Consider the following 17,898-nt stretch of genomic DNA (forward strand, 5'->3'; position numbering starts at 1 on the left):
TGCGGCGGGCGCGTCCTGGTCACCCGGGCCCGAGGCGGCACCACCGTAGACCCCGCCCCGGTCCCGGTCCTTGCGATCTGGCGTGTCGGTGGCGGACGACTTCATCCCGGCAACGGCGGGGACCGGGCGTCGGCGGGCCCTGACGATTCCGACGATGCCCGCCCCGACCAGGACGGCTCCGAGGATCCCGACGGAGGCGATCAGGTACGTGATGTCGTCCAGGGAGAGGCTCGACGTCCAGGACTGCTTCCTCTCCTGCGGCGACCCGTCTCCCGCGCCGTCCTCGCCCGACACCGTGGACGGGGTGTACGCCAGGATCTCCACCGGCTCCTCAACGTCCAGGTCACCGGCGTCGGAGACCGTCACGAAGGTCTTGCCGTCCGGGGTGTACGAGATGGCCTCGCCGAAGGTGTCCGACAGCGGGGTCACCCGTGGGGTGCCGGTGGTCAGGGCGGCCAGCACGTCACCGTCCCGGACGTCGAACTCGAAGGCGTCGGCGTAGGTCCGCAGCGCCACCCGGGAACCGTCGGGGGCGCGGGCCGCCCCGGTCACCATGTTCCGGCCGACAGCGCCGAGTTGGTTCTCGGTGGTCGTCTTCGGCAGGCTGACCTCGCCGACCTTCTTCATCGGCACCGGGTCGGTGGCCCCGGACCGCAACGGGCCGGTCGGGGTGAAGATCTGCGCCTTGCCCTTGAGTTCCTTGGTGATGACCAGGGGGAGGTTGTCCGCCCCGATCAGCAACGCCTCCGCGTCGTGCGGCTTGCGCTCGGGGTAGGAGAGTCGGTGCAGCACCGGCCGCTTGGAGCCGTCGATCGGCATCGACCAGACAGCGACCCGCTCGCGACGCGGGTCGTTGGTGATGTTGTCGCCGGTGTCGGCGATCCAGAGCGTCTTGCCGTCCGGCGAGACCGCCAGGTCCTCGGTGTCCAGCGGTCCCTGCTGGGTGTACGAGACCGCGTTCGTCACCGCGCACTTGTCGTCGAGGTAGAAGACGCGCTTGTTGGCTTCGATCTCGGTGCTGTCGTTGACGACGATGTATCCGTCCTCGGTGGCCACCAGGCCGGACAGCTCCCGCAGCCGGGGATCGCTGATCACGCACTGTCGCTTACCCGGCTCCGCCTTGGGCTGGGGAGCGGGCGCGGCCACGGCCACGCCCGATAACGCCACGGTCGCCCCGGCCAGGCCGAGAGCGACCGTGACCGAGATGACAGCACGGCGCATGACGTCAGTGTCGCATGCCCCGATTACCGGCCGGTCAACACGTTCAGCGCCGACCGGACCCCGCCCGGACCGCCTCGACCTCCGCGTACGGAGCGAGTTCGGCGGCCAACGCCTCGTCGACCCGTACGTGCAGGAGGGTGCCCTCCGGCAGGTGCGCGGTGGAGAGGACCTCGCCGTGCCGGTGCACCCGGGCCACCAGGTCACCCCGGTCGTACGGCAGCACCGCCCGGATCTCCACCGCCGGGGTCGGCAACCGGTCCTCGATCGACTCGCGGAGCCCGTCGATCCCCCGCCCGGTGTGCGCGGAGACGAAGACGGCGTCCGGCCAGAGCCGCTTGAGCCGCAGCAGCGTCTCCTCGTCGGCGGTGTCGACCTTGTTGACCACCAGGAGTTCGGGCAGTCGGTCCGCCCCCACCTCGGCGAGCACCTCCCGGACCGCCCGCACCTGCTCCTCCGGGTCCGGGTGGGCACCGTCGACCACGTGCACCAGCAGGTCGGCGTCGGCCACCTCCTCCAGGGTCGAGCGGAACGCCTCGACGATCTGGTGGGGCAGGTGCCGGACGAAACCGACGGTGTCGGAGAGGGTGTAGAGCCGACCGTCGGAGGTCGTCGCCTTGCGGGTGGTCGGGTCCAGGGTGGCGAACAGCGCGTTCTCCACCAGGACGCCGGCATTGGTGAGCCGGTTGAGGAGGCTGGACTTGCCGGCGTTCGTGTAACCGGCGATCGCCACCGCGGGAACCGCGTTGCGGGCCCGTCGGGCGCGCTTGGTCTGCCGGATCGTCCGCATGCTCTTGATCTCACGGCGGAGTCGGGCGATCCGGTGCCGGATCCGACGCCTGTCGGTCTCCAGCTTGGTCTCACCGGGACCACGCAGACCGACCCCGCCCCCGGCGCCCCCGCCACGGCCGGAGCCACCGGCCTGCCGGGAGAGCGTCTCGCCCCAACCCCGCAGTCGGGGCAGCAGGTATTCGAGCTGGGCCAGCTCGACCTGGGCCTTACCTTCCTTGCTCTTGGCGTGCTGGGCGAAGATGTCCAGGATCAGGGCGGTCCGGTCGACGACCTTGACCTTCGTCCGCTGTTCCAGGTTGCGCAGCTGGGACGGGGAGAGTTCACCGTCGCAGATCACCGTGTCCGCGCCGCTGTCGACCACGACGGCGGTGAGGTCGTCGACCTTGCCCCGGCCGATGTACGTCGCCGGGTCGGGACGGCTGCGTCGCTGGATCAGCCCCTCCAGGACCTGCGATCCGGCCGTCTCGGCCAGCGCGGTCAGCTCGATGAGGGAGTTCTCCGCGTCGGTGACTGTGCCCTCGGTCCAGACCCCGACCAGGACCACCCGTTCCAGCCGCAGTTGGCGGTACTCGACCTCGGTGATGTCGGCGAGCTCGGTGGAGAGCCCCGGTACGCGGCGCAACGCCTGCCGCTCCGACAGGTCGAAGTCACCGGTGGTGCCGTCGAGCGCCTCGTCCTCGACTGAGACGAAGGTCTCCTGATCTCGCAAACCGTTCTCCTGTCCGCTCTGTCACGTACCGGGTAATCCTGTCATGTGCCAACGTCGGACGCACCAGCTATATGCCCGTCCCCAGGCGGTGGACACCCGGGGCCGACGACCGGTGACACCCGGGGCCGACGACCCGGCCGCGGGGCGAATTCCGGGGGCGGATGCCGGGCGACCTCGGCAGGCGAGTAGAAAGGCGGGGCAACTTTCGACCGGCCGCTCAGCGTTGACGGAGGGTATCCCGTGGCCATCACCCGACTTCCGAGTGCCGGATTCTCGATAACGATCCGAATCGCGGTACCTGCCGACGCCTCCTCGATCGGCCGGTTGACCACCTGCGTCGGCGAGTCCGACGCGATCGTCACCGCCCTGGACGTGGTCGACTCCGACCCGGCCAACGTGATCGTCGACCTAACCTGCGACACCGCCGACGCCACCCACGCCGACCAGGTGGTCCAGGCGTTGAGCGCCCTGGACCAGGTCGACGTGCGGAAGGTGTCGGACCGCACCTTCCTGCTGCACCTCGGCGGCAAGATCGAGGTGAGTTCCAAGGTCTCCCTGCGGACCCGCGACGAGCTGTCCCGGGCGTACACCCCGGGGGTGGCGCGGGTCTGCCAGGCGATCGCCGAGAACCCGGCCGACGCCCGACGGTTGACCATCAAGCGCAACACCGTCGCGGTGGTCAGCGACGGCTCGGCGGTGCTGGGGCTGGGCAATCTCGGCCCGGCCGCGTCGCTGCCGGTGATGGAGGGCAAGGCGGCGCTGTTCAAGCGCTTCGGTGGGGTCGACGCCTGGCCGGTGGTGCTCGACACCCAGGACACCGACGAGATCGTGGCGATCGTCAAGGCGATCGCACCGGCGTACGGCGGGATCAACCTGGAGGACATCGCCGCGCCGCGCTGCTTCGAGATCGAGGCCCGGCTGCGGGAGGCGCTGGACATCCCGGTGTTCCACGACGACCAGCACGGCACCGCGATCTGCGTACTCGCCGCCCTGACCAATGCGCTGCGCGTGGTGGACAAGCGGATCGAGGACGTCCGGGTGGTGGTCTCCGGGGCCGGCGCGGCCGGCACCGCGATCATGAAGCTGCTGCTGCGCCAGGGCGTCGGGGACATCGTCGCCTACGACAGGCAGGGCGCCCTGCACCGTGGCCTGACCGGCCTCAACCCGGCGTGGCAGTGGCTGGCCGACAACACCAACAAGGACGGCTACTCCGGTGACCTGGCCGGGGCGGTCCGGGGTGCGGACGTGTTCATCGGGGTGAGCGCGCCGAACCTGCTCACCGGGGACGACATCGCCACCATGGCCAAGGACGCCATCGTCTTCGCGCTTGCCAACCCGGACCCTGAGGTCGACCCCCGGGAGGCGCGCAAGCACGCCGCCGTCGTCGCCACCGGCCGCTCCGACCAGCCGAACCAGATCAACAACGTGCTCGCCTTCCCCGGCGTGTTCCGGGGGATGCTCGACGCCCACGCCGAGGGGTTCACCGAGGAGATGGCGATCGCCGCCGCGCAGGCCATCGCGGACGTGGTCGGCGAGGAGAAGGTCAACCCGACTGTCATCGTGCCGAGCGTCTTCGACGCCCGGGTGGCCCCGGCGGTCGCCGCCGCCGTCCGCGCCGCCGCCCAGAACCCGGCCTCCGCCCCGGCACCGGCCGCCGACAGCGGTCCGGTGGACCTGCCGGAGATCGCCGCCGCCTCGGCCGCCACTCCCTGATCCGCGCCGACGTCAGTACGACCGAGGGGTGCACTCCCCAGGTGACCCTGGAGGTGGACCCCTCGGTCGTACGGGTACGAGCGGGTCGGTCAGGAGGTCGGCGAAACGAGGGTCCCGGTGGCGACCAGGACGGCGGGGCCGGTCAGCCAGCAGGAGTCCTCGGTGATCCGGATGGTGAGGCGACCACCGGGAACGTCCACCGCCACCGTCCCGGTGTCCAGTCCGATGTCGCGTAGCGCCACCGCGCCGACGGCGCACGCCCCGGTGCCGCAGGAGAGCGTCTCGGCCGACCCCCGCTCGTAGACCCGCATCAGGACGTGGGCGTCGGTGCCGTCGACCGGCTCGGCAGAGCTGGTGAACTCGACGTTGGTGCCGGCGGGGAAGACCGTCTCGTCGAAGCCGGGTGCCCGGGTCAGGTCGAGTCCGGGCAGGTCCAGCCCGGCCGGCAGGGCGCAGACCAGGTGCGGGTTGCCGACGTCCACCGCCGTACCGGGCAGGGCCAGCCCGCCGAGGGTGGCGGTGGCGGCACCGAAGAGCCGGGGACGACGCATCTCGACGGCGACCTGGTCCCCGTCGAGCCGGGCCCGGACGATCCCCGCCCGGGTGGCCACCGGCACCGTCTCCCCGGTGGGTGCGGTCAGGCCGGTGTCGAGCAGGTACCGGACGAAGACCCGGGCCCCGTTGCCGCACATCTCCGCCGGCGAGCCGTCGGCGTTCCAGTAGTCCATGAACCACTCGGCCTCGGCTGCCTGACCGACGCCCTCCGGATGTTTGGCGGCCCGGACCACCCGCAGCACCCCGTCCCCGCCGAGACCCCGCCGCCGGTCGCAGAGGGCGGCGACCAGGCCGGGCGTCAGGTCGAGGGTGCCGTCCGGGTCGGGAAGGATGACGAAGTCGTTGCCGGTGCCGTGCCCCTTGGTGAACTCCACGCCCCTATCATCACCCAGCCGTTCGGAGCGCGTGCAGGGCGGCCGAGACCAGGTCGGGGGCGGCTCCGTCGAGCCACTGGACCCGCAGGTCGCGGCGGAACCAGGACCGCTGGCGGCGGGCGAAGCGGCGGGTGGCGCGGATGGTGTCCTCGTACGCCTCGGTCTCGGTGAGCTCCCCGGCGAGCGCGCCCAGCACCTGTCGGTAGCCCAACGCCCGGTTCGCTGTCCGCCCCTCGCGCAGACCCCGGCCGATCAGGTCCCGGGTCTCGGCGACCAGTCCGTCGGCCCACATCCGGTCGACGCGTACCGCGAGCCGCTCGTCCAGGACCTCCGTGTCCAGGTCGACACCGAGCTGCACGGACGGGTAGTACGGGGTGGGTTCGGGCAGGGAGGCGACGAACGGCGCCCCGGTCAGCTCGATGACCTCCAGGGCCCGGACGATCCGTCGACCGTTGCCGGGCAGGATGGTCGCCGCCGCCACCGGGTCCGCCGCGCGCAGCCGTTCGTGGAGCGGGGCGGGGCCGGCCTCGGCCAGCTCCTGTTCCAGCCGCTCACGCAGCACCGGGTCGGTGCCTGGGAACTCGAACCGTTCCAGGACGGCCCTGACGTACAACCCGGAGCCGCCGACCAGCAGCGGCACCCGCCCCCGGGCCAGGATGTCGTCGACCGCCGCGCGGGCCAGCCCCTGGTACTCGACGACGCTGGCGGGTTCGGTGACCTCCCAGATGTCGAGCAGGTGGTGCGGTACGCCGGCACGCTCGGCCGGGGTCAGTTTCGCCGTACCGATGTCCAGGCCCCGGTAGAGCTGCATGGAGTCGGCGTTGACCACCTCCCCGCCGAGGGCGTGGGCCAGGGCGATGCTGAGCGCGGACTTGCCCGCTCCGGTGGGTCCCACCACCGCCACCACCGTCCCCGGCTCGGGGCCGGTCACGCGACGACCTCGTCGGGGTCGTCGACACGGTGCCAACCCGCGACGAAGTAGGCCACGCCGTAGGGCACGCACTGGTGGTGCAGCCGTCCCCGCCAGGTGCCACCGGACGCCTCGACGGCGGCGGCGAGCACCTGCCAGGGGGCCCGGCCGGCGGCCAGCAGCTGCGCCGACAGGTCGGGGTCCAGGTCGAGCAGGGCGGCACGGTCCGCGTCGGTCAGAGCCGCGGCGACCCCCTCGTCGTACGCCTGGGCACGCGGATCCTCGTACCCGGGGGCGGAGGTGCTCCGGCAGGCCGACCCGTCCCCCAGGACCAGCAGGGCGGTGCGTGGGTCGGCCCGTCGGGCCAGTTCCTCGCCGAGGGTGGTGCACTCGGCGACGGTGGCGTCGACAGCCACCGACTCGGCGAACCGGGGTCGCCCGGTGTCCTGGCATCCGAGCAGCCAGGCGCCGATGGTGAGGCTCAGCGGCAGTCGGTCGCCGCCCGCGCAGTTGGTCTTCCAGAACCGCACGTACCGGTCCAGTCCGTACCGGTGCAGGGAGCCGTAGTCGGCGGTACCGAAACGGGTCGTCTCCGGGCCGCCGCCGACCAGCAGGATCTGCTCCGGTTCGGCAGCGAGCAGGTCGGCCACCGCTGCGTGGCAGGCGGCCCGGAGTTCGTCCAGCTCGGGGGCGGCGGCACCGGCCAACTCGGGGACGAGCAGCGGCGGATGCGGACAGACGGCGGCGGCGACCAGGGGCACGGGGCAACCGTATCCGCCACCACGCGGGCCACTGCGGGACACCCCGCCGCCGGTGCCGGCCCGCCGGATCACTGGGTCTGGTCGCCCCAACCCCCCTGGATCATGGTCTGGAACCGCCACTCGCCGCCGACCTTGACCAGGACGTCGGCGTACCGGACCCGTTGCCGTCGGCCGTCGACGGTGAAGTCGGCGTCGGTGAGGACCACCGCGAGGCTGCCGGTGAGGAAGTGGGGGGTGCGGCGCGACTCCATCCGCAGGTCCGCCGACCCGCCGAGAACCCCCGCCATCATCTCCAGGTACGCCGCCCGGTCCAGTTGTTGCGCCGACGCCTCGCCGTTGGCGTCGTCGGTGACCGTGTTCAGCGGGAACAGTGCGAGGTCGGCGGTGCCGGTCACGTCGCCGGCGGCGGCGAGGGCGTCGTAGCGGCGGAACCACTCGTCGAGCGCGGCGAGGTCCTCGTCGCTGGGCACGAAGCCGGTGTCGACCGGGGGCGTGGTCTGCGGTCGGCTGTCGGTCATCGGTTCTCCTCCCGGCGTCCGGCGGACGCTTGTCGTACATTGTACGGTAGGGCTTCCGGACCGGCTGCCGGTTTTGTCGCGGGGGTCCCCACCGGGCAGTAGGACACCGTATGGTCACGGTCGGCGATAGGCGCTCGACGTGGACCCGGTCAGACCTGTGACAATGCCGGGAGTAACTTGCTGCGCCGTGGCGGCGATCGCGGGTCACACCCGTCGACGCCGGGAAGAACGAGGATGGGCACATGAGCGACTGGACTGCCTTCGGACGGGTCGACGAGGACGGCACCGTCTACGTCAAGACCTCCGACGGCGAGCGGGTGGTCGGATCCTGGCAGGCGGGCGCACCCGAGGAGGGACTGGCTCACTTCGCCCGCCGCTTCGCCGACCTGGTGACCGAGGTGGACCTGACCGAGGCCCGGCTGAACTCGGGAGCCGCGGACGCGGCTCACTCGCTGACCACCGTCCGCCGGATCCGCGCCTCGCTGCCGGAAGCGCACGTGGTGGGTGACATCGACGCCCTCGCCGCCCGGCTGGACAAGCTCGCCACCGTCGCCGAGGAGAAGGCCGGCGAGGCCCGGGCCGCCCGGGACGCGGCCCGCGTCGAGGCGCTGGCCCGCAAGACGGCACTCGTCGAGGAGGCGGAGCAGCTGGCCGCCGAGGCCACCGGCTGGAAGTCCGCCGGGGATCGGCTCAAGGAGATCCTCGACGAGTGGAAGACCGTTCGCGGCGTCGACAAGAAGACCGACGGCGAGCTGTGGAAGCGCTTCGCCGCCGCCCGGGACGGCTTCACCCGTCGCCGTGGCGCGCACTTCGCCTCGCTCGACGCCCAGCGCAAGCAGGCCCAGACGGGCAAGGAGGAGCTGGTCGCCCGAGCCGAGAAGCTGAAGGACTCCACCGACTGGGCGACCACCGCCAACCAGCTCAAGGAGCTGATGACCGAGTGGAAGGCCGCCCCGCGCGCGTCGAAGGAGGCCGAGCAGAAGCTCTGGGAACGGTTCCGCGCCGCGCAGGACGAGTTCTTCACCCGGCGCAGCGAGGTCTTCTCGGCCCGGGACAACGAGCAGCGGGCCAACCTGGAGCGCAAGCAGGCCCTCCTGACCGAGGCCGAGGCGCTCGACGTCGAGGCCGACCCGAAGGGCGCCCAGGCCAAGCTGCGTGACATCCAGGCGCAGTGGCACGAGGCGGGCCGGGTGCCCCGTGAGGCAGCCGCCGGGCTGGAGCGCCGGATGCGGTCGATCGACGACAAGGTCCGCGAGGTGATGGACTCCGCGTGGCGGCGGACCGCGCCGGCCGACAACCCGCTCCTGGCCCAGATGCGTGACCAGGTCGCCGAGGCCGAGCAGCGGTTGGCGCGGGCCCAGGCAGCCGGGGACACCCGCCGGATCCGGGAGGCCGAGCAGGCCCTCGCCTCCAAGCGGCAGTTCCTCCAACTCGCCGAGCAGGCCGGCTGAGCAGAGCCGACCGGCCAGAAGCCCCCGTTCCGTTCCGGGACGGGGGCTTCGTCAGGTTCTCGGGCTGATCCCCGGAACCCGGCTCCGGGGCCGCCGGTGTCGCGGCCCCGGTGGGGTCAGCGTGCGGCGCAGCCGGTGGTGGGCACCGGCGACTCCGCCGGCGGCCCCATCGTGGGGAGCCCGAGCAGGACCCCCGGGGTACGCGGTGCGCGGCCCGCCTCGGCGGCGTCCCCGGCCCGGGTACGCCGATGGGCCACCGGCTCCCCGTCGGCGTTGAGGTGGTGCGGGGCGGCGTACGTGACGGTGGTGTGGACGATGTCCCCGGGCCGGATCCGCCCGTCGAGGGAGCCGGCGTCGAAGTGGACCAGACGGCCGTCCCGGGCCCGGCCGGAGAGCCTGCCGGTCCGCTCGTCCTTACGCCCCTCGCCGAGGGCGACGAGCACCTCGACGGTCTCCCCCACCAGCTTCCTGTTCTCCGCCCAGGTGATCTCCTCGACCGTGGCGATCAGCCGCTCGTAGCGTTCCTGGACCACCTCCTTGGGCAGCTGGCCGTCCATCGTGGCGGCCGGGGTGCCGGGACGCTTGGAGTACTGGAACGTGAAGGCCGAGGAGAAGCGCGCCGCCCGGACCACGTCGAGGGTCTGCTGGAAGTCGGCCTCGGTCTCGCCGGGGAACCCGACGATGATGTCCGTGGTGATCGCCGCGTCCGGCATCGCCGCCCGGACCTTCTCGATGATGCCGAGGTACTTCTCGGAGCGGTAGGAGCGACGCATCGCCCGCAGGACGTCGTCCGACCCGGACTGCAGGGGCATGTGCAGCGAGTGGCAGACGTTGGGGGTCTCGGCCATCGCGGCGATCACGTCGTCGGTGAAGTCCTTCGGGTGGGGGCTGGTGAACCTGACCCGCTCCAACCCGTCGATCTCCCCGGTGGCGCGCAGGAGCTTGCCGAAGGCGTACCGGTCGCCGAACTCGATGCCGTAGGAGTTCACGTTCTGCCCGAGCAGGGTCACCTCCAGGACACCGGCGTCGACCAGGGCACGGACCTCGGCGAGGACGTCGCCGGGGCGGCGGTCCTTCTCCTTGCCCCGCAGCGACGGCACGATGCAGAAGGTGCAGGTGTTGTTGCACCCCACCGAGATCGACACCCAGCCGGCGTACGTCGACTCCCGGCGGGTGGGCAGGGTCGACGGGAAGACGTCGAGGGATTCGAGGATCTCCACCTCGGCGGCGGAGTTGTGCCGGGCCCGTTCCAGCAGCACCGGCAGGGAGCCGATGTTGTGGGTGCCGAAGACCACGTCCACCCAGGGGGCCTTGCGGACGATCTCGCCCCGGTCCTTCTGGGCCAGGCAGCCGCCCACGGCGATCTGCATCCCGGGGTTACGGCGCTTGGCCGGACGCAGGTGTCCGAGGTTTCCGTAGAGCCGGTTGTCGGCGTTCTCCCGGACCGCGCAGGTGTTGAAGACCATGACGTCGGGGTTGTCGTCGCCCGCACCGGTCCGTACGTAACCGGCCTGCTCCAACAGCCCGGAGATGCGTTCCGAGTCGTGCACGTTCATCTGGCATCCGTACGTCACGACGGTGTAGGTCTTCGCCACCGGTGCAGCGCCCCTTTCCTCGGGCTACCAGGGTAGCCGTCCGGATACCGGGGCCGTGGGTGACCTATCCTCGGCTCAGGGGCCGCCGAGCCAGCAGCGCGAGGAGAAGCCGATGTGCCGCAGCATCAAGACCCTGCGTGAGCCGTACGTCCCGGTGGTGACCCCGGCCGACATCGAGGCGGCGGCGTTGCAGTACGTCCGCAAGATCTCCGGATTCCGGGCCCCCGCCGCGCACAACGCCGCTGCCTTCGACGCGGCGGTGACCGCTGTCGCCGCGGCCACCCGCACCCTCCTCGACGAGCTGGTCGTCCGGGGTGGCACCCCCCGCCCCCCGCAGGCCGCCGGCTCCTGACCCGCCCGACCGGCGGGCGGCGACCCCGGGGTGGATCAGGCGGCGGCGAGCGCCGGGCCCACCGAGTCGGGTGCCCACCGCGACCTGTGACACTGCGACCACCCCCGGCAGCCCGGGTGTTCCAGGCTGCACAGCCGCCGACCGCTGAGCACCTCCCCCTCGTCGGTCTCGGTCACCTCGAAGTGCACCGGACGGATGGTGCCCTCCGGGGCGACGAGCAGGTGCCGTCCGGCGTCGAGGGTGTCGTCGCGCAGGACGCAGTCCCGCCCCAGCAACCGGGCCAGGGCCGCCACGCAGGTCAACTCGGACAACTGCTCCGGGACGCCGTAACAGTCCACGATGGTGCCGAACTCCCCCGGTGCCTCCCAGACGTCGCAGACCACCGCGTACGCCGGTAGCCGGGCCGGATCGGCCACCGCCAGCGGCATCACCACCCGGCCGAGCGCCTCGGCCAACGCCGGGTACACCACCACCGGTGCCACCCCGTCGATTCTCCAGTTCCACAGCTCGGTCATTCCGCGCCTCCTCGCTGTGCTCGTTCCACCGGCCTCCGAATCGGGCCTTATGACGATGGTGCGGGGCATATGACAGCAGCCGGGGGCAAGTTACCGGTCTGTGACCATTCTGGGCAAAATTTCCGATACCGGCGTCGCTCAAGGTAGCGGAAAGATGACAGTTTATCGGGTACGGTGCCCCGCCGGCACGATCCGACGACGCCGTGTCCCCACTTCCCGACGCCGATCACCCGCCATCGTCAACGGAGCACCACCCGGTGCTCACCGGCCGGCAGCAGTTCACCGATCACCACGGTCCCCGGCACCTCCCCGGCCACCAGCAGACCCCCCGAGGTCTGGGCGTCGGCGAGCAGGAGCCGGTCGGCCTCCGTGGTGGCGCCGAACTCCGTCCACGGGGTCACCCAGTCCAGGTTGCGCCGGCTACCGCCACTGACGAACCCGTCCCGCACCGCCTCCCGCGCCCCCGTCAGCAGCGGCACCCGGTCGACCTCGATCGCCACCGTCAGCCCACTGGCCCGGGCCAGCTTCGAGGCGTGCCCGAGCAGCCCGAAACCTGTCACGTCGGTGCCGCAGCGGATGCCGGCGGCCACCGCCGCCCGCGCCGCGTCCCGGTTGAGCGTGCTCATCACCTCGACCGCCTCGGGAAAGACCTCACCCGTCGACTTGTGCCGGGTGTTGAGCACCCCCACCCCGAGCGGCTTGGTCAACGACAGCGGCACCCCGGCCCGTCCCGCGTCCAGAGTGATCAACTCCTCCGGGCGGACCAGGCCGGTCACGGCCAATCCGTACTTGGGTCCGTCGTCGTCCACGCTGTGCCCACCGGCCAGGTGACAACCGGCCTCCCGGCACACGTCCTGCCCGCCGCGCAGCACCTCCCGGGCCAACTCCACACCGAGCACGTCCCTCGGCCAGCAGAGCAGGTTCAGGCCCACCAACGGGGTGCCGCCCATGGCGTACACGTCGGAGAGGGCGTTCGCCGCCGCGATCCGGCCCCAGTCGTACGGGTCGTCCACCACCGGGGTGAAGAAGTCGGCGGTGGTCACCACCCCGGTCCGCTCGTCGAGGCGTACCACCGCGGCGTCGTCGCCGTGGTCCAGCCCGACCAGCAACTCGGCCGTACCGGTGGCCGGTCCGAGTCCGGCCACCATCGCCTCCAACTCCCCGGGTGGGATCTTGCAGGCGCACCCGCCACCCCGGGCGTACCGGGTCAGTCGTACCGGTTCGGTCATCCTGCGATGGTGTCCCGCCGTACGTGTCGAACGCCACCATGGCACCCCGTTGCGGCTCGGATTTCGGATTCCGGACACGACTCCGGACGGGTGTTACACCCTCGTGACCATTTGGCTTGCATAGCGCCACGCCGCCCCGCCTACAGTTGCCCAAACCGGGGGTTCATCCGATCCCGGTTCCGGTGAGGACAGGGACGGTGGGCGACGTGACGACGGGCGAACCGGTCATCGTGCAGGATGACGCGCCGAAGGGCGAACCGCTCATCGTGATGGATGCGGTAAACAAGCACTTCGGGCCACTGCACGTGCTGCAGGACGTCTCCCTCTCGGTCGACCGGGGCGAGGTGGTGGTGGTGATCGGCCCCTCCGGCTCCGGGAAGTCCACGCTGTGCCGGACGATCAACCGCCTGGAGCCGATCGACTCGGGCACCATCACCTTCGACGGCCGACCGCTGCCGGCCGAGGGCAAGGCGCTGGCGAAGCTGCGCAGCGAGGTCGGGATGGTCTTCCAGTCGTTCAACCTCTTCGCGCACAAGACCATCCTCGAGAACGTCACCCTCGGTCCGATCAAGGTCCGCAGGGAGAAGCCGGCCGCCGCCCGGGAGCGGGGCCTGGCCCTGCTCGACCGGGTCGGCATCGCCAACCAGGCCGAGAAGTTCCCGGCCCAGCTCTCCGGCGGTCAGCAGCAGCGGGTCGCGATCGCCCGGGCGTTGGCCATGCAGCCCAAGGCGATGCTCTTCGACGAGCCGACCAGCGCGCTCGACCCGGAGATGGTCGGCGAGGTCCTCGACGTGATGACCTCGCTCGCCAAGGAGGGGATGACCATGGTCGTGGTCACCCACGAGATGGGCTTCGCCCGGCACGCGGCCAACCGGGTGATCTTCATGGCCGACGGCCGACTCGTCGAGGACGCCGTCCCGACCGAGTTCTTCGCCAACCCGCGCAGTGAGCGGGCCAAGGACTTCCTGTCGAAGATCCTGACGCACTAGTTGCGTCTGTTGTGGAGCGTGCCGCCCCCGGCGAGCTCCGTCTAAGCCCTCCCGATGGGGCTTGTGTCAGAAGGAGAAGAACATGCGTATCAAGCGCGTAGCGGCGCTCGCCGCGACCGCCGCCCTGGCGGTCACCATGACGGCCTGCGGCGGCGACGAGGGCTCCGGGGAGGGCTCCGGCTCGGGTGCCAGCGGCATCGTCGGCAAGGCGGAGAACCAGAAGAAGCTGGTGATCGGCGTCAAGGGCGACCAGCCCGGCCTGGGCCTGCAGACCGGCAACCAGTACGAGGGCTTCGACATCGAGATCGGCAAGATCATTGCCAAGGGTCTCGGCGTCGAGGAGGCCGACATCGAGTGGAAGACCACGGTCTCCAACAACCGTGAGCCCTTCATCCAGCAGGGCACCGTCGACCTGGTCGTGGCCACCTACACGATCAACGACGAGCGCAAGCAGAAGATCAACTTCGCCGGCCCGTACTTCATGGCCGGTCAGGACCTCCTGGTCAAGACCGACTCGACGATCACCGGCCCGGACCAGCTCAACGGCAAGACCGTCTGCTCGGTCACCGGCTCCACCCCGGCCAAGCGGATCCAGGAGGAGTACCCGCAGGCCAAGCTCCAGCTGTTCGACTCGTACTCCAAGTGCCTGCCGGTCCTGGACAACGGCCAGGTCGACGCGCTGACCACCGACGACATCATCCTCGCCGGCTACGCCGCCCAGGACCAGTACGTCGGCAAGTTCAAGGTGGTCGGCAACACCTTCTCCGAGGAGCCGTACGGCATCGGCCTCAAGAAGGAGGACACCGCCGGCTGCGAGAAGGTCAACGAGATCCTGAAGGCGGCTGCCGAGGACGGCACCTACAAGGCCGCCTGGGACGCCACCGTCGGCAAGAGCGGTACCCCGGCTCCCGAGCTGGACACCACCAAGCTGACCAACTGCTCCGCCTGATTCGAAACGGGGCCGGCATCGTCGTGATGCCGGCCCCGCCCTGTGTCGACACCGATCTCGTGCCCGGGGAGCCGATGGATGCACGTATTCGCTGATCCGACGAACTTCGACGCCTACCTGTCGGGCTTCCTCTGGATCCTCAAACTGACCGGCGCCTCGGCGGTTCTCGCGCTGGTGCTCGGGGTGTTCCTCGCCGCCATGCGGGTCTCACCCGTACCCGTGCTACGGGGTTTCGGTGCGGCCTGGGTCAACATCTTCCGTAACACCCCCCTCACCCTGGTCATCTTCTTCTGCTACTTCGGCCTCTTCTCCACCCTCGGGCTGAGGCTGTCGGACGACCTCAACCTGAACAACTACTGGCTCGGCGTCGTGGGCCTGTCGGTCTACACCTCCGCCTTCGTCTGCGAGGCCATCCGATCCGGGGTCAACACGGTTCCCGCCGGGCAGGCCGAGGCGGCGCGGGCCGTCGGGCTGAGCTTCGCCCAGACCCTGCGGATCGTGATCCTCCCCCAGGCCGGGCGGGCCGTCATCGCTCCCCTGGGCAGCATCCTCATCGCCCTGTGCAAGAACGCGACGATCGTCGGCACCATCGGCCTGCTGGAGTCCTCGAACATCATGAAGGACCTGATCAACAGCAACGGTGACGCCGTCATCCCGATCTTCCTCGTCTTCGCCGGCACGTTCGCCGCGTTCCTGATCCCGACCGGTTATCTCTTCGGCTGGCTGGCCAACCGACTGGCGGTGAAGCGCTGATGAGCACTCTCCTCTACGACCACCCGGGACCCAGGGCGCGCGTCCGCAACCGGATCCTGAGCGTCGTCTTCGGCATCGGTCTGGCCGCCGTCCTGTGGTGGGTGTACGCGAAGTTCGACCAGGCCAACCAGTGGGAGGGCTGGCTCTGGAAGCCGTTCACCGAGGCGGCCACCTGGACCCAGTTCATCCTGCCGGGTCTGCGCGCCACCCTCTGGGCGGCAGCGGTCGCCATGGTCCTCTCCCTGGCCTTCGGCATCATCTTCGCCGTCGGCCGGCTGTCGGACCACTGGTGGATCAGCGTCCCGGCCGGTGCCGTCGTCGAGTTCTTCCGGGCCGTACCGCTGCTGTTGATGATCTTCTTCATCTTCTACGGCGTGCCGTTCCTGATCCAGGGGCCGGTGTCGGCCTTCTGGGCTGTCGTCGTGGGCCTCACCCTCTACAACGGCTCGGTCCTCGCCGAGGCGTTCCGGGCCGGCATCCGGTCGGTGCCCACCGGGCAGTCCGAGGCGGCGTACGCCGTCGGCATGCGCAAGAGCCAGGTGATGCAGCTGATCCTGGTGCCGCAGGCGGCCCGGGCTATGCTCCCGGTCATCGTCAGCCAGCTCGTGGTCCTGCTCAAGGACACCGCACTCGGTTACATCGTGGCCTTCCCCGAGCTGCTGCAGCGCGGCGTCAACGACCTCTCGGCCAACCGTGGCAACGTGGTCGCCGCCGCGATGGTCGTAGCCGTCATCTACATCGTGCTCAACTCCCTGCTCACCTCGCTGGCCGGATGGCTCGACCGGCGCTCCTCCCGTCGGGCCTTCCGGATCTCGAAGCAGACCCCCAAGCCGGGCCCGGGCGGTACCGCGACGGCCGGCAACGTCACCGGCGTCACGGAGCCACAGGGCTGACCCGACAGTCCCGTACGACACCGAGGCCGAACCCGTTCCGCGGGTTCGGCCTCGGTGTCTGTGCTGCGCCCCGACGGCCCGGTCGAACGCCATGCGCCTCGGTCCGAGCGCCCCGGTCGAAAACGCCATGGACCTCGGTCCGAGCGCCCCGGTCGAAAACGCCATGGACCTCGGTCCGAGCGCCCCGGTCGAAAACGCCATGCGCCTCGGTCCGAGCGGACCCGTGCCCCGGTCCGAGAGCCGACCCACCCGGCCGGTGTCGGTGGGGTGGGTGCCTAACGGGCGATCTCGGTGACCCGGGACTCCCGGACGACTGTCACCCGGATCTGACCGGGGTAGGTCAGCTCCTCCTCGATCTGCTTGGCCACGTCCCGGGCCAGGACCGCCGCACCGATGTCGTCGACGTCGTCAGGCTTGACCATCACCCGGATCTCCCGGCCCGCCTGCATCGCGAAGACCTTGTCCACGCCGATCTTGCCGGCCGCGATCTCCTCGATCCGCTCCAACCGCTTGACGTACGCCTCCAGGCTCTCCCGCCGTGCCCCCGGTCGCCCACCTGAGCAGGCGTCGGAGGCCTGGGTGAGGACCGCCTCGACGGTCTGCGGCGGAACCTCGTTGTGGTGCGCCTCGATGGCGTGCACCACGTCCTCGGTCTCGCCGTACTTGCGGGCCAGGTCGGCACCGATGATCGCGTGACTGCCCTCCACCTCGTGGGTGAGCGCCTTGCCGATGTCGTGCAGGAACGCCGACCGCTTGATCGTCGGCACGTCCAGCCGCAGCTCGGCGGCCATGATCCCGGCGATGTGCGCGGTCTCCACCAGGTGCTTGAGCACGTTCTGCCCGTACGAGGTGCGGTACCGCAACCGGCCGAGGTAGGTGACCAGCTCCGGATGGATCTCGGTGATCCCGACCTGGACGAGGGCGTCCTCGGCGGCACGCAGGCAGAGTTCCTCCACCTCCTGGCGGGCCAGGTCGTGGACCTCCTCGATTCGGTGCGGGTGGATCCGGCCGTCGAGGACCAGCTTCTCCAGGGTGAGTCGCCCGACCTCCCGGCGGACCGGGTCGAAGCAGGAGAGCAGCACCGCCTCCGGGGTGTCGTCGATGATCAGGTTGACCCCGGTGACCGACTCGAAGGCGCGGATGTTGCGCCCCTCCCGGCCGATGATCCGCCCCTTCATCTCGTCGCCGGGCAGGTGGAGCACGCTGACCACGCTCTCGGCGGTCTGCTCGCTGGCCACCCGCTGGATGGCGTCCACCACGATGTGCCGGGCGCGCTGTTCGGCAGTGCTGCGGGCGTCGGACTCGATCTCCCGGACCAGCAGCGCTGCCTCCCGCTTGGCCTGCCCCTCGATCGCCTCGACGAGTTCGGTACGGGCGGTGTCGGCCGTCAGTCCGGCGACCCGCTCCAGTTCCCGGCGGCGCTGCTCCTCCGCCTCGGTCAGGGCCTCCTCGCGTCGGACCAGCTCCGCCTCGCGGGCCGCGAGGGCCGCACCGGCGGCGGTGAGCTGCCGCTCCCGCTCGGCGAGCCGCTCCACCTCCTCGGTGTGCAGGCGTTCCCGCTCGTCCATCCGGGTGGCCCGCCGGTCCACCTCGGCGGCCTGCTCGCGGGTGGTGGCGGCCAG

General features: G+C 70.9%; 17 protein-coding genes. 7 read left to right on the top strand and 10 right to left on the bottom strand.

Features of this window, described 5'->3' with window-relative positions; all coding sequences use genetic code 11:
* Positions 1–1,221 (bottom strand): hypothetical protein (locus ABT336_RS22675; protein WP_350898814.1); only part of this gene is annotated, 1,221 nt, incomplete at its 3' end.
* 43 nt (positions 1,222–1,264) lie between these two features.
* On the bottom strand, positions 1,265–2,719 hold the full coding sequence (hflX, locus tag ABT336_RS22680; RefSeq protein ID WP_350898816.1) for a GTPase HflX: 1,455 nt from the start codon (positions 2,717–2,719) through the stop codon (positions 1,265–1,267).
* Between the two features lie 240 nt (positions 2,720–2,959).
* Here hflX and ABT336_RS22685 point away from each other — a divergent pair, with 240 nt between their 5' ends.
* Positions 2,960–4,432, top strand: coding sequence for an NAD-dependent malic enzyme (locus ABT336_RS22685; RefSeq protein WP_350898818.1), 1,473 nt, complete (start codon positions 2,960–2,962; stop codon positions 4,430–4,432).
* A gap of 89 nt (positions 4,433–4,521) precedes the next feature.
* On the opposite strand, the gene dapF is transcribed toward ABT336_RS22685, so the two are convergent.
* The 4 genes from dapF to ABT336_RS22705 form a co-directional block, all read right to left on the bottom strand.
* Positions 4,522–5,361: a diaminopimelate epimerase gene (gene dapF / locus ABT336_RS22690; RefSeq protein ID WP_350898820.1), complete on the bottom strand. Its 840-nt coding sequence runs from the start codon at positions 5,359–5,361 to the stop codon at positions 4,522–4,524.
* Between the two features lie 10 nt (positions 5,362–5,371).
* Entirely contained in the window at positions 5,372–6,328 is a 957-nt protein-coding gene (miaA, locus tag ABT336_RS22695; RefSeq protein ID WP_502891238.1) for a tRNA (adenosine(37)-N6)-dimethylallyltransferase MiaA, read from the bottom strand.
* The gene (locus ABT336_RS22700; RefSeq protein ID WP_350898822.1) at positions 6,289–7,032 is read right to left on the bottom strand and encodes a class III extradiol dioxygenase subunit B-like domain-containing protein; all 744 of its coding nucleotides are present in this window, start codon (positions 7,030–7,032) and stop codon (positions 6,289–6,291) included. Before ABT336_RS22700 ends, miaA begins: the two co-directional genes overlap by 40 nt.
* 68 nt (positions 7,033–7,100) lie before the next feature.
* Entirely contained in the window at positions 7,101–7,550 is a 450-nt protein-coding gene (locus tag ABT336_RS22705; RefSeq protein ID WP_350898824.1) for a Cif family virulence factor, read from the bottom strand.
* A 242-nt stretch (positions 7,551–7,792) separates the two neighbouring features.
* Between ABT336_RS22705 and ABT336_RS22710 the strand changes: the two genes are divergently transcribed.
* Positions 7,793–9,001 (top strand): DUF349 domain-containing protein, encoded by a 1,209-nt coding sequence (locus ABT336_RS22710; protein WP_350898826.1) that lies wholly within the window; start codon positions 7,793–7,795, stop codon positions 8,999–9,001.
* A 116-nt stretch (positions 9,002–9,117) separates the two neighbouring features.
* On the opposite strand, the gene miaB is transcribed toward ABT336_RS22710, so the two are convergent.
* Entirely contained in the window at positions 9,118–10,596 is a 1,479-nt protein-coding gene (miaB, locus tag ABT336_RS22715; protein WP_350898828.1) for a tRNA (N6-isopentenyl adenosine(37)-C2)-methylthiotransferase MiaB, read from the bottom strand.
* A gap of 112 nt (positions 10,597–10,708) precedes the next feature.
* On the opposite strand from miaB, the gene ABT336_RS22720 reads away from it, so the two are divergent.
* A complete protein-coding gene (locus ABT336_RS22720) occupies positions 10,709–10,948 on the top strand; it encodes a DUF2277 family protein (RefSeq protein ID WP_350898829.1) in 240 nt (79 codons plus the stop codon).
* Positions 10,949–10,983: 35 nt separating this feature from the next.
* Here ABT336_RS22720 and ABT336_RS22725 read toward each other — a convergent pair whose 3' ends face one another.
* Together ABT336_RS22725 and selD are read right to left on the bottom strand one after the other, a co-directional pair.
* Positions 10,984–11,463: a hypothetical protein gene (locus ABT336_RS22725; protein WP_350898831.1), complete on the bottom strand. Its 480-nt coding sequence runs from the start codon at positions 11,461–11,463 to the stop codon at positions 10,984–10,986.
* Positions 11,464–11,702: 239 nt separating this feature from the next.
* On the bottom strand, positions 11,703–12,692 hold the full coding sequence (gene selD, locus ABT336_RS22730; RefSeq protein ID WP_350898833.1) for a selenide, water dikinase SelD: 990 nt from the start codon (positions 12,690–12,692) through the stop codon (positions 11,703–11,705).
* Positions 12,693–12,961: 269 nt separating this feature from the next.
* Between selD and ABT336_RS22735 the strand changes: the two genes are divergently transcribed.
* From ABT336_RS22735 to ABT336_RS22750, 4 genes are all read left to right on the top strand, one after another.
* Complete coding sequence (locus tag ABT336_RS22735) at positions 12,962–13,681, top strand: amino acid ABC transporter ATP-binding protein (RefSeq protein WP_350898842.1); 720 nt, start codon at positions 12,962–12,964, stop codon at positions 13,679–13,681.
* Between the two features lie 82 nt (positions 13,682–13,763).
* Positions 13,764–14,630, top strand: a complete 867-nt coding sequence (locus tag ABT336_RS22740; protein WP_350898834.1) for a glutamate ABC transporter substrate-binding protein — start codon at positions 13,764–13,766, stop codon at positions 14,628–14,630.
* A gap of 78 nt (positions 14,631–14,708) precedes the next feature.
* The gene (locus ABT336_RS22745; RefSeq protein ID WP_350898836.1) at positions 14,709–15,383 is read left to right on the top strand and encodes an amino acid ABC transporter permease; all 675 of its coding nucleotides are present in this window, start codon (positions 14,709–14,711) and stop codon (positions 15,381–15,383) included.
* Positions 15,383–16,276 (top strand): amino acid ABC transporter permease, encoded by an 894-nt coding sequence (locus ABT336_RS22750; RefSeq protein WP_350898838.1) that lies wholly within the window; start codon positions 15,383–15,385, stop codon positions 16,274–16,276. The genes ABT336_RS22745 and ABT336_RS22750 overlap by 1 nt, the downstream gene beginning before the upstream one ends.
* Before the next feature lie 275 nt (positions 16,277–16,551).
* Here ABT336_RS22750 and rny read toward each other — a convergent pair.
* Positions 16,552–17,898, bottom strand: a 1,347-nt coding sequence (gene rny, locus ABT336_RS22755; RefSeq protein WP_350898840.1) for a ribonuclease Y, incomplete at its 5' end; no start/stop codon positions are given.

Origin of the sequence: Micromonospora sp. NPDC000207, assembly GCF_040300925.1 — a bacterium.
GTDB lineage: Bacteria > Actinomycetota > Actinomycetes > Mycobacteriales > Micromonosporaceae > Micromonospora.

Bases quoted from the DNA above. Each gene is read 5' to 3' on its own strand.
- ABT336_RS22705 (WP_350898824.1), bottom strand. From the start codon at position 7,550: ATGACCGACAGCCGACCGCAGACCACGCCCCCGGTCGACACCGGCTTC.
- ABT336_RS22735 (WP_350898842.1), top strand. From the start codon at position 12,962: ATGGATGCGGTAAACAAGCACTTCGGGCCACTGCACGTGCTGCAGGAC.
- ABT336_RS22710 (WP_350898826.1), top strand. From the start codon at position 7,793: ATGAGCGACTGGACTGCCTTCGGACGGGTCGACGAGGACGGCACCGTC.
- ABT336_RS22720 (WP_350898829.1), top strand. From the start codon at position 10,709: ATGTGCCGCAGCATCAAGACCCTGCGTGAGCCGTACGTCCCGGTGGTG.
- ABT336_RS22725 (WP_350898831.1), bottom strand. From the start codon at position 11,463: ATGACCGAGCTGTGGAACTGGAGAATCGACGGGGTGGCACCGGTGGTG.
- ABT336_RS22740 (WP_350898834.1), top strand. From the start codon at position 13,764: ATGCGTATCAAGCGCGTAGCGGCGCTCGCCGCGACCGCCGCCCTGGCG.
- ABT336_RS22750 (WP_350898838.1), top strand. From the start codon at position 15,383: ATGAGCACTCTCCTCTACGACCACCCGGGACCCAGGGCGCGCGTCCGC.
- ABT336_RS22745 (WP_350898836.1), top strand. From the start codon at position 14,709: ATGCACGTATTCGCTGATCCGACGAACTTCGACGCCTACCTGTCGGGC.
- selD (WP_350898833.1), bottom strand. From the start codon at position 12,692: ATGACCGAACCGGTACGACTGACCCGGTACGCCCGGGGTGGCGGGTGC.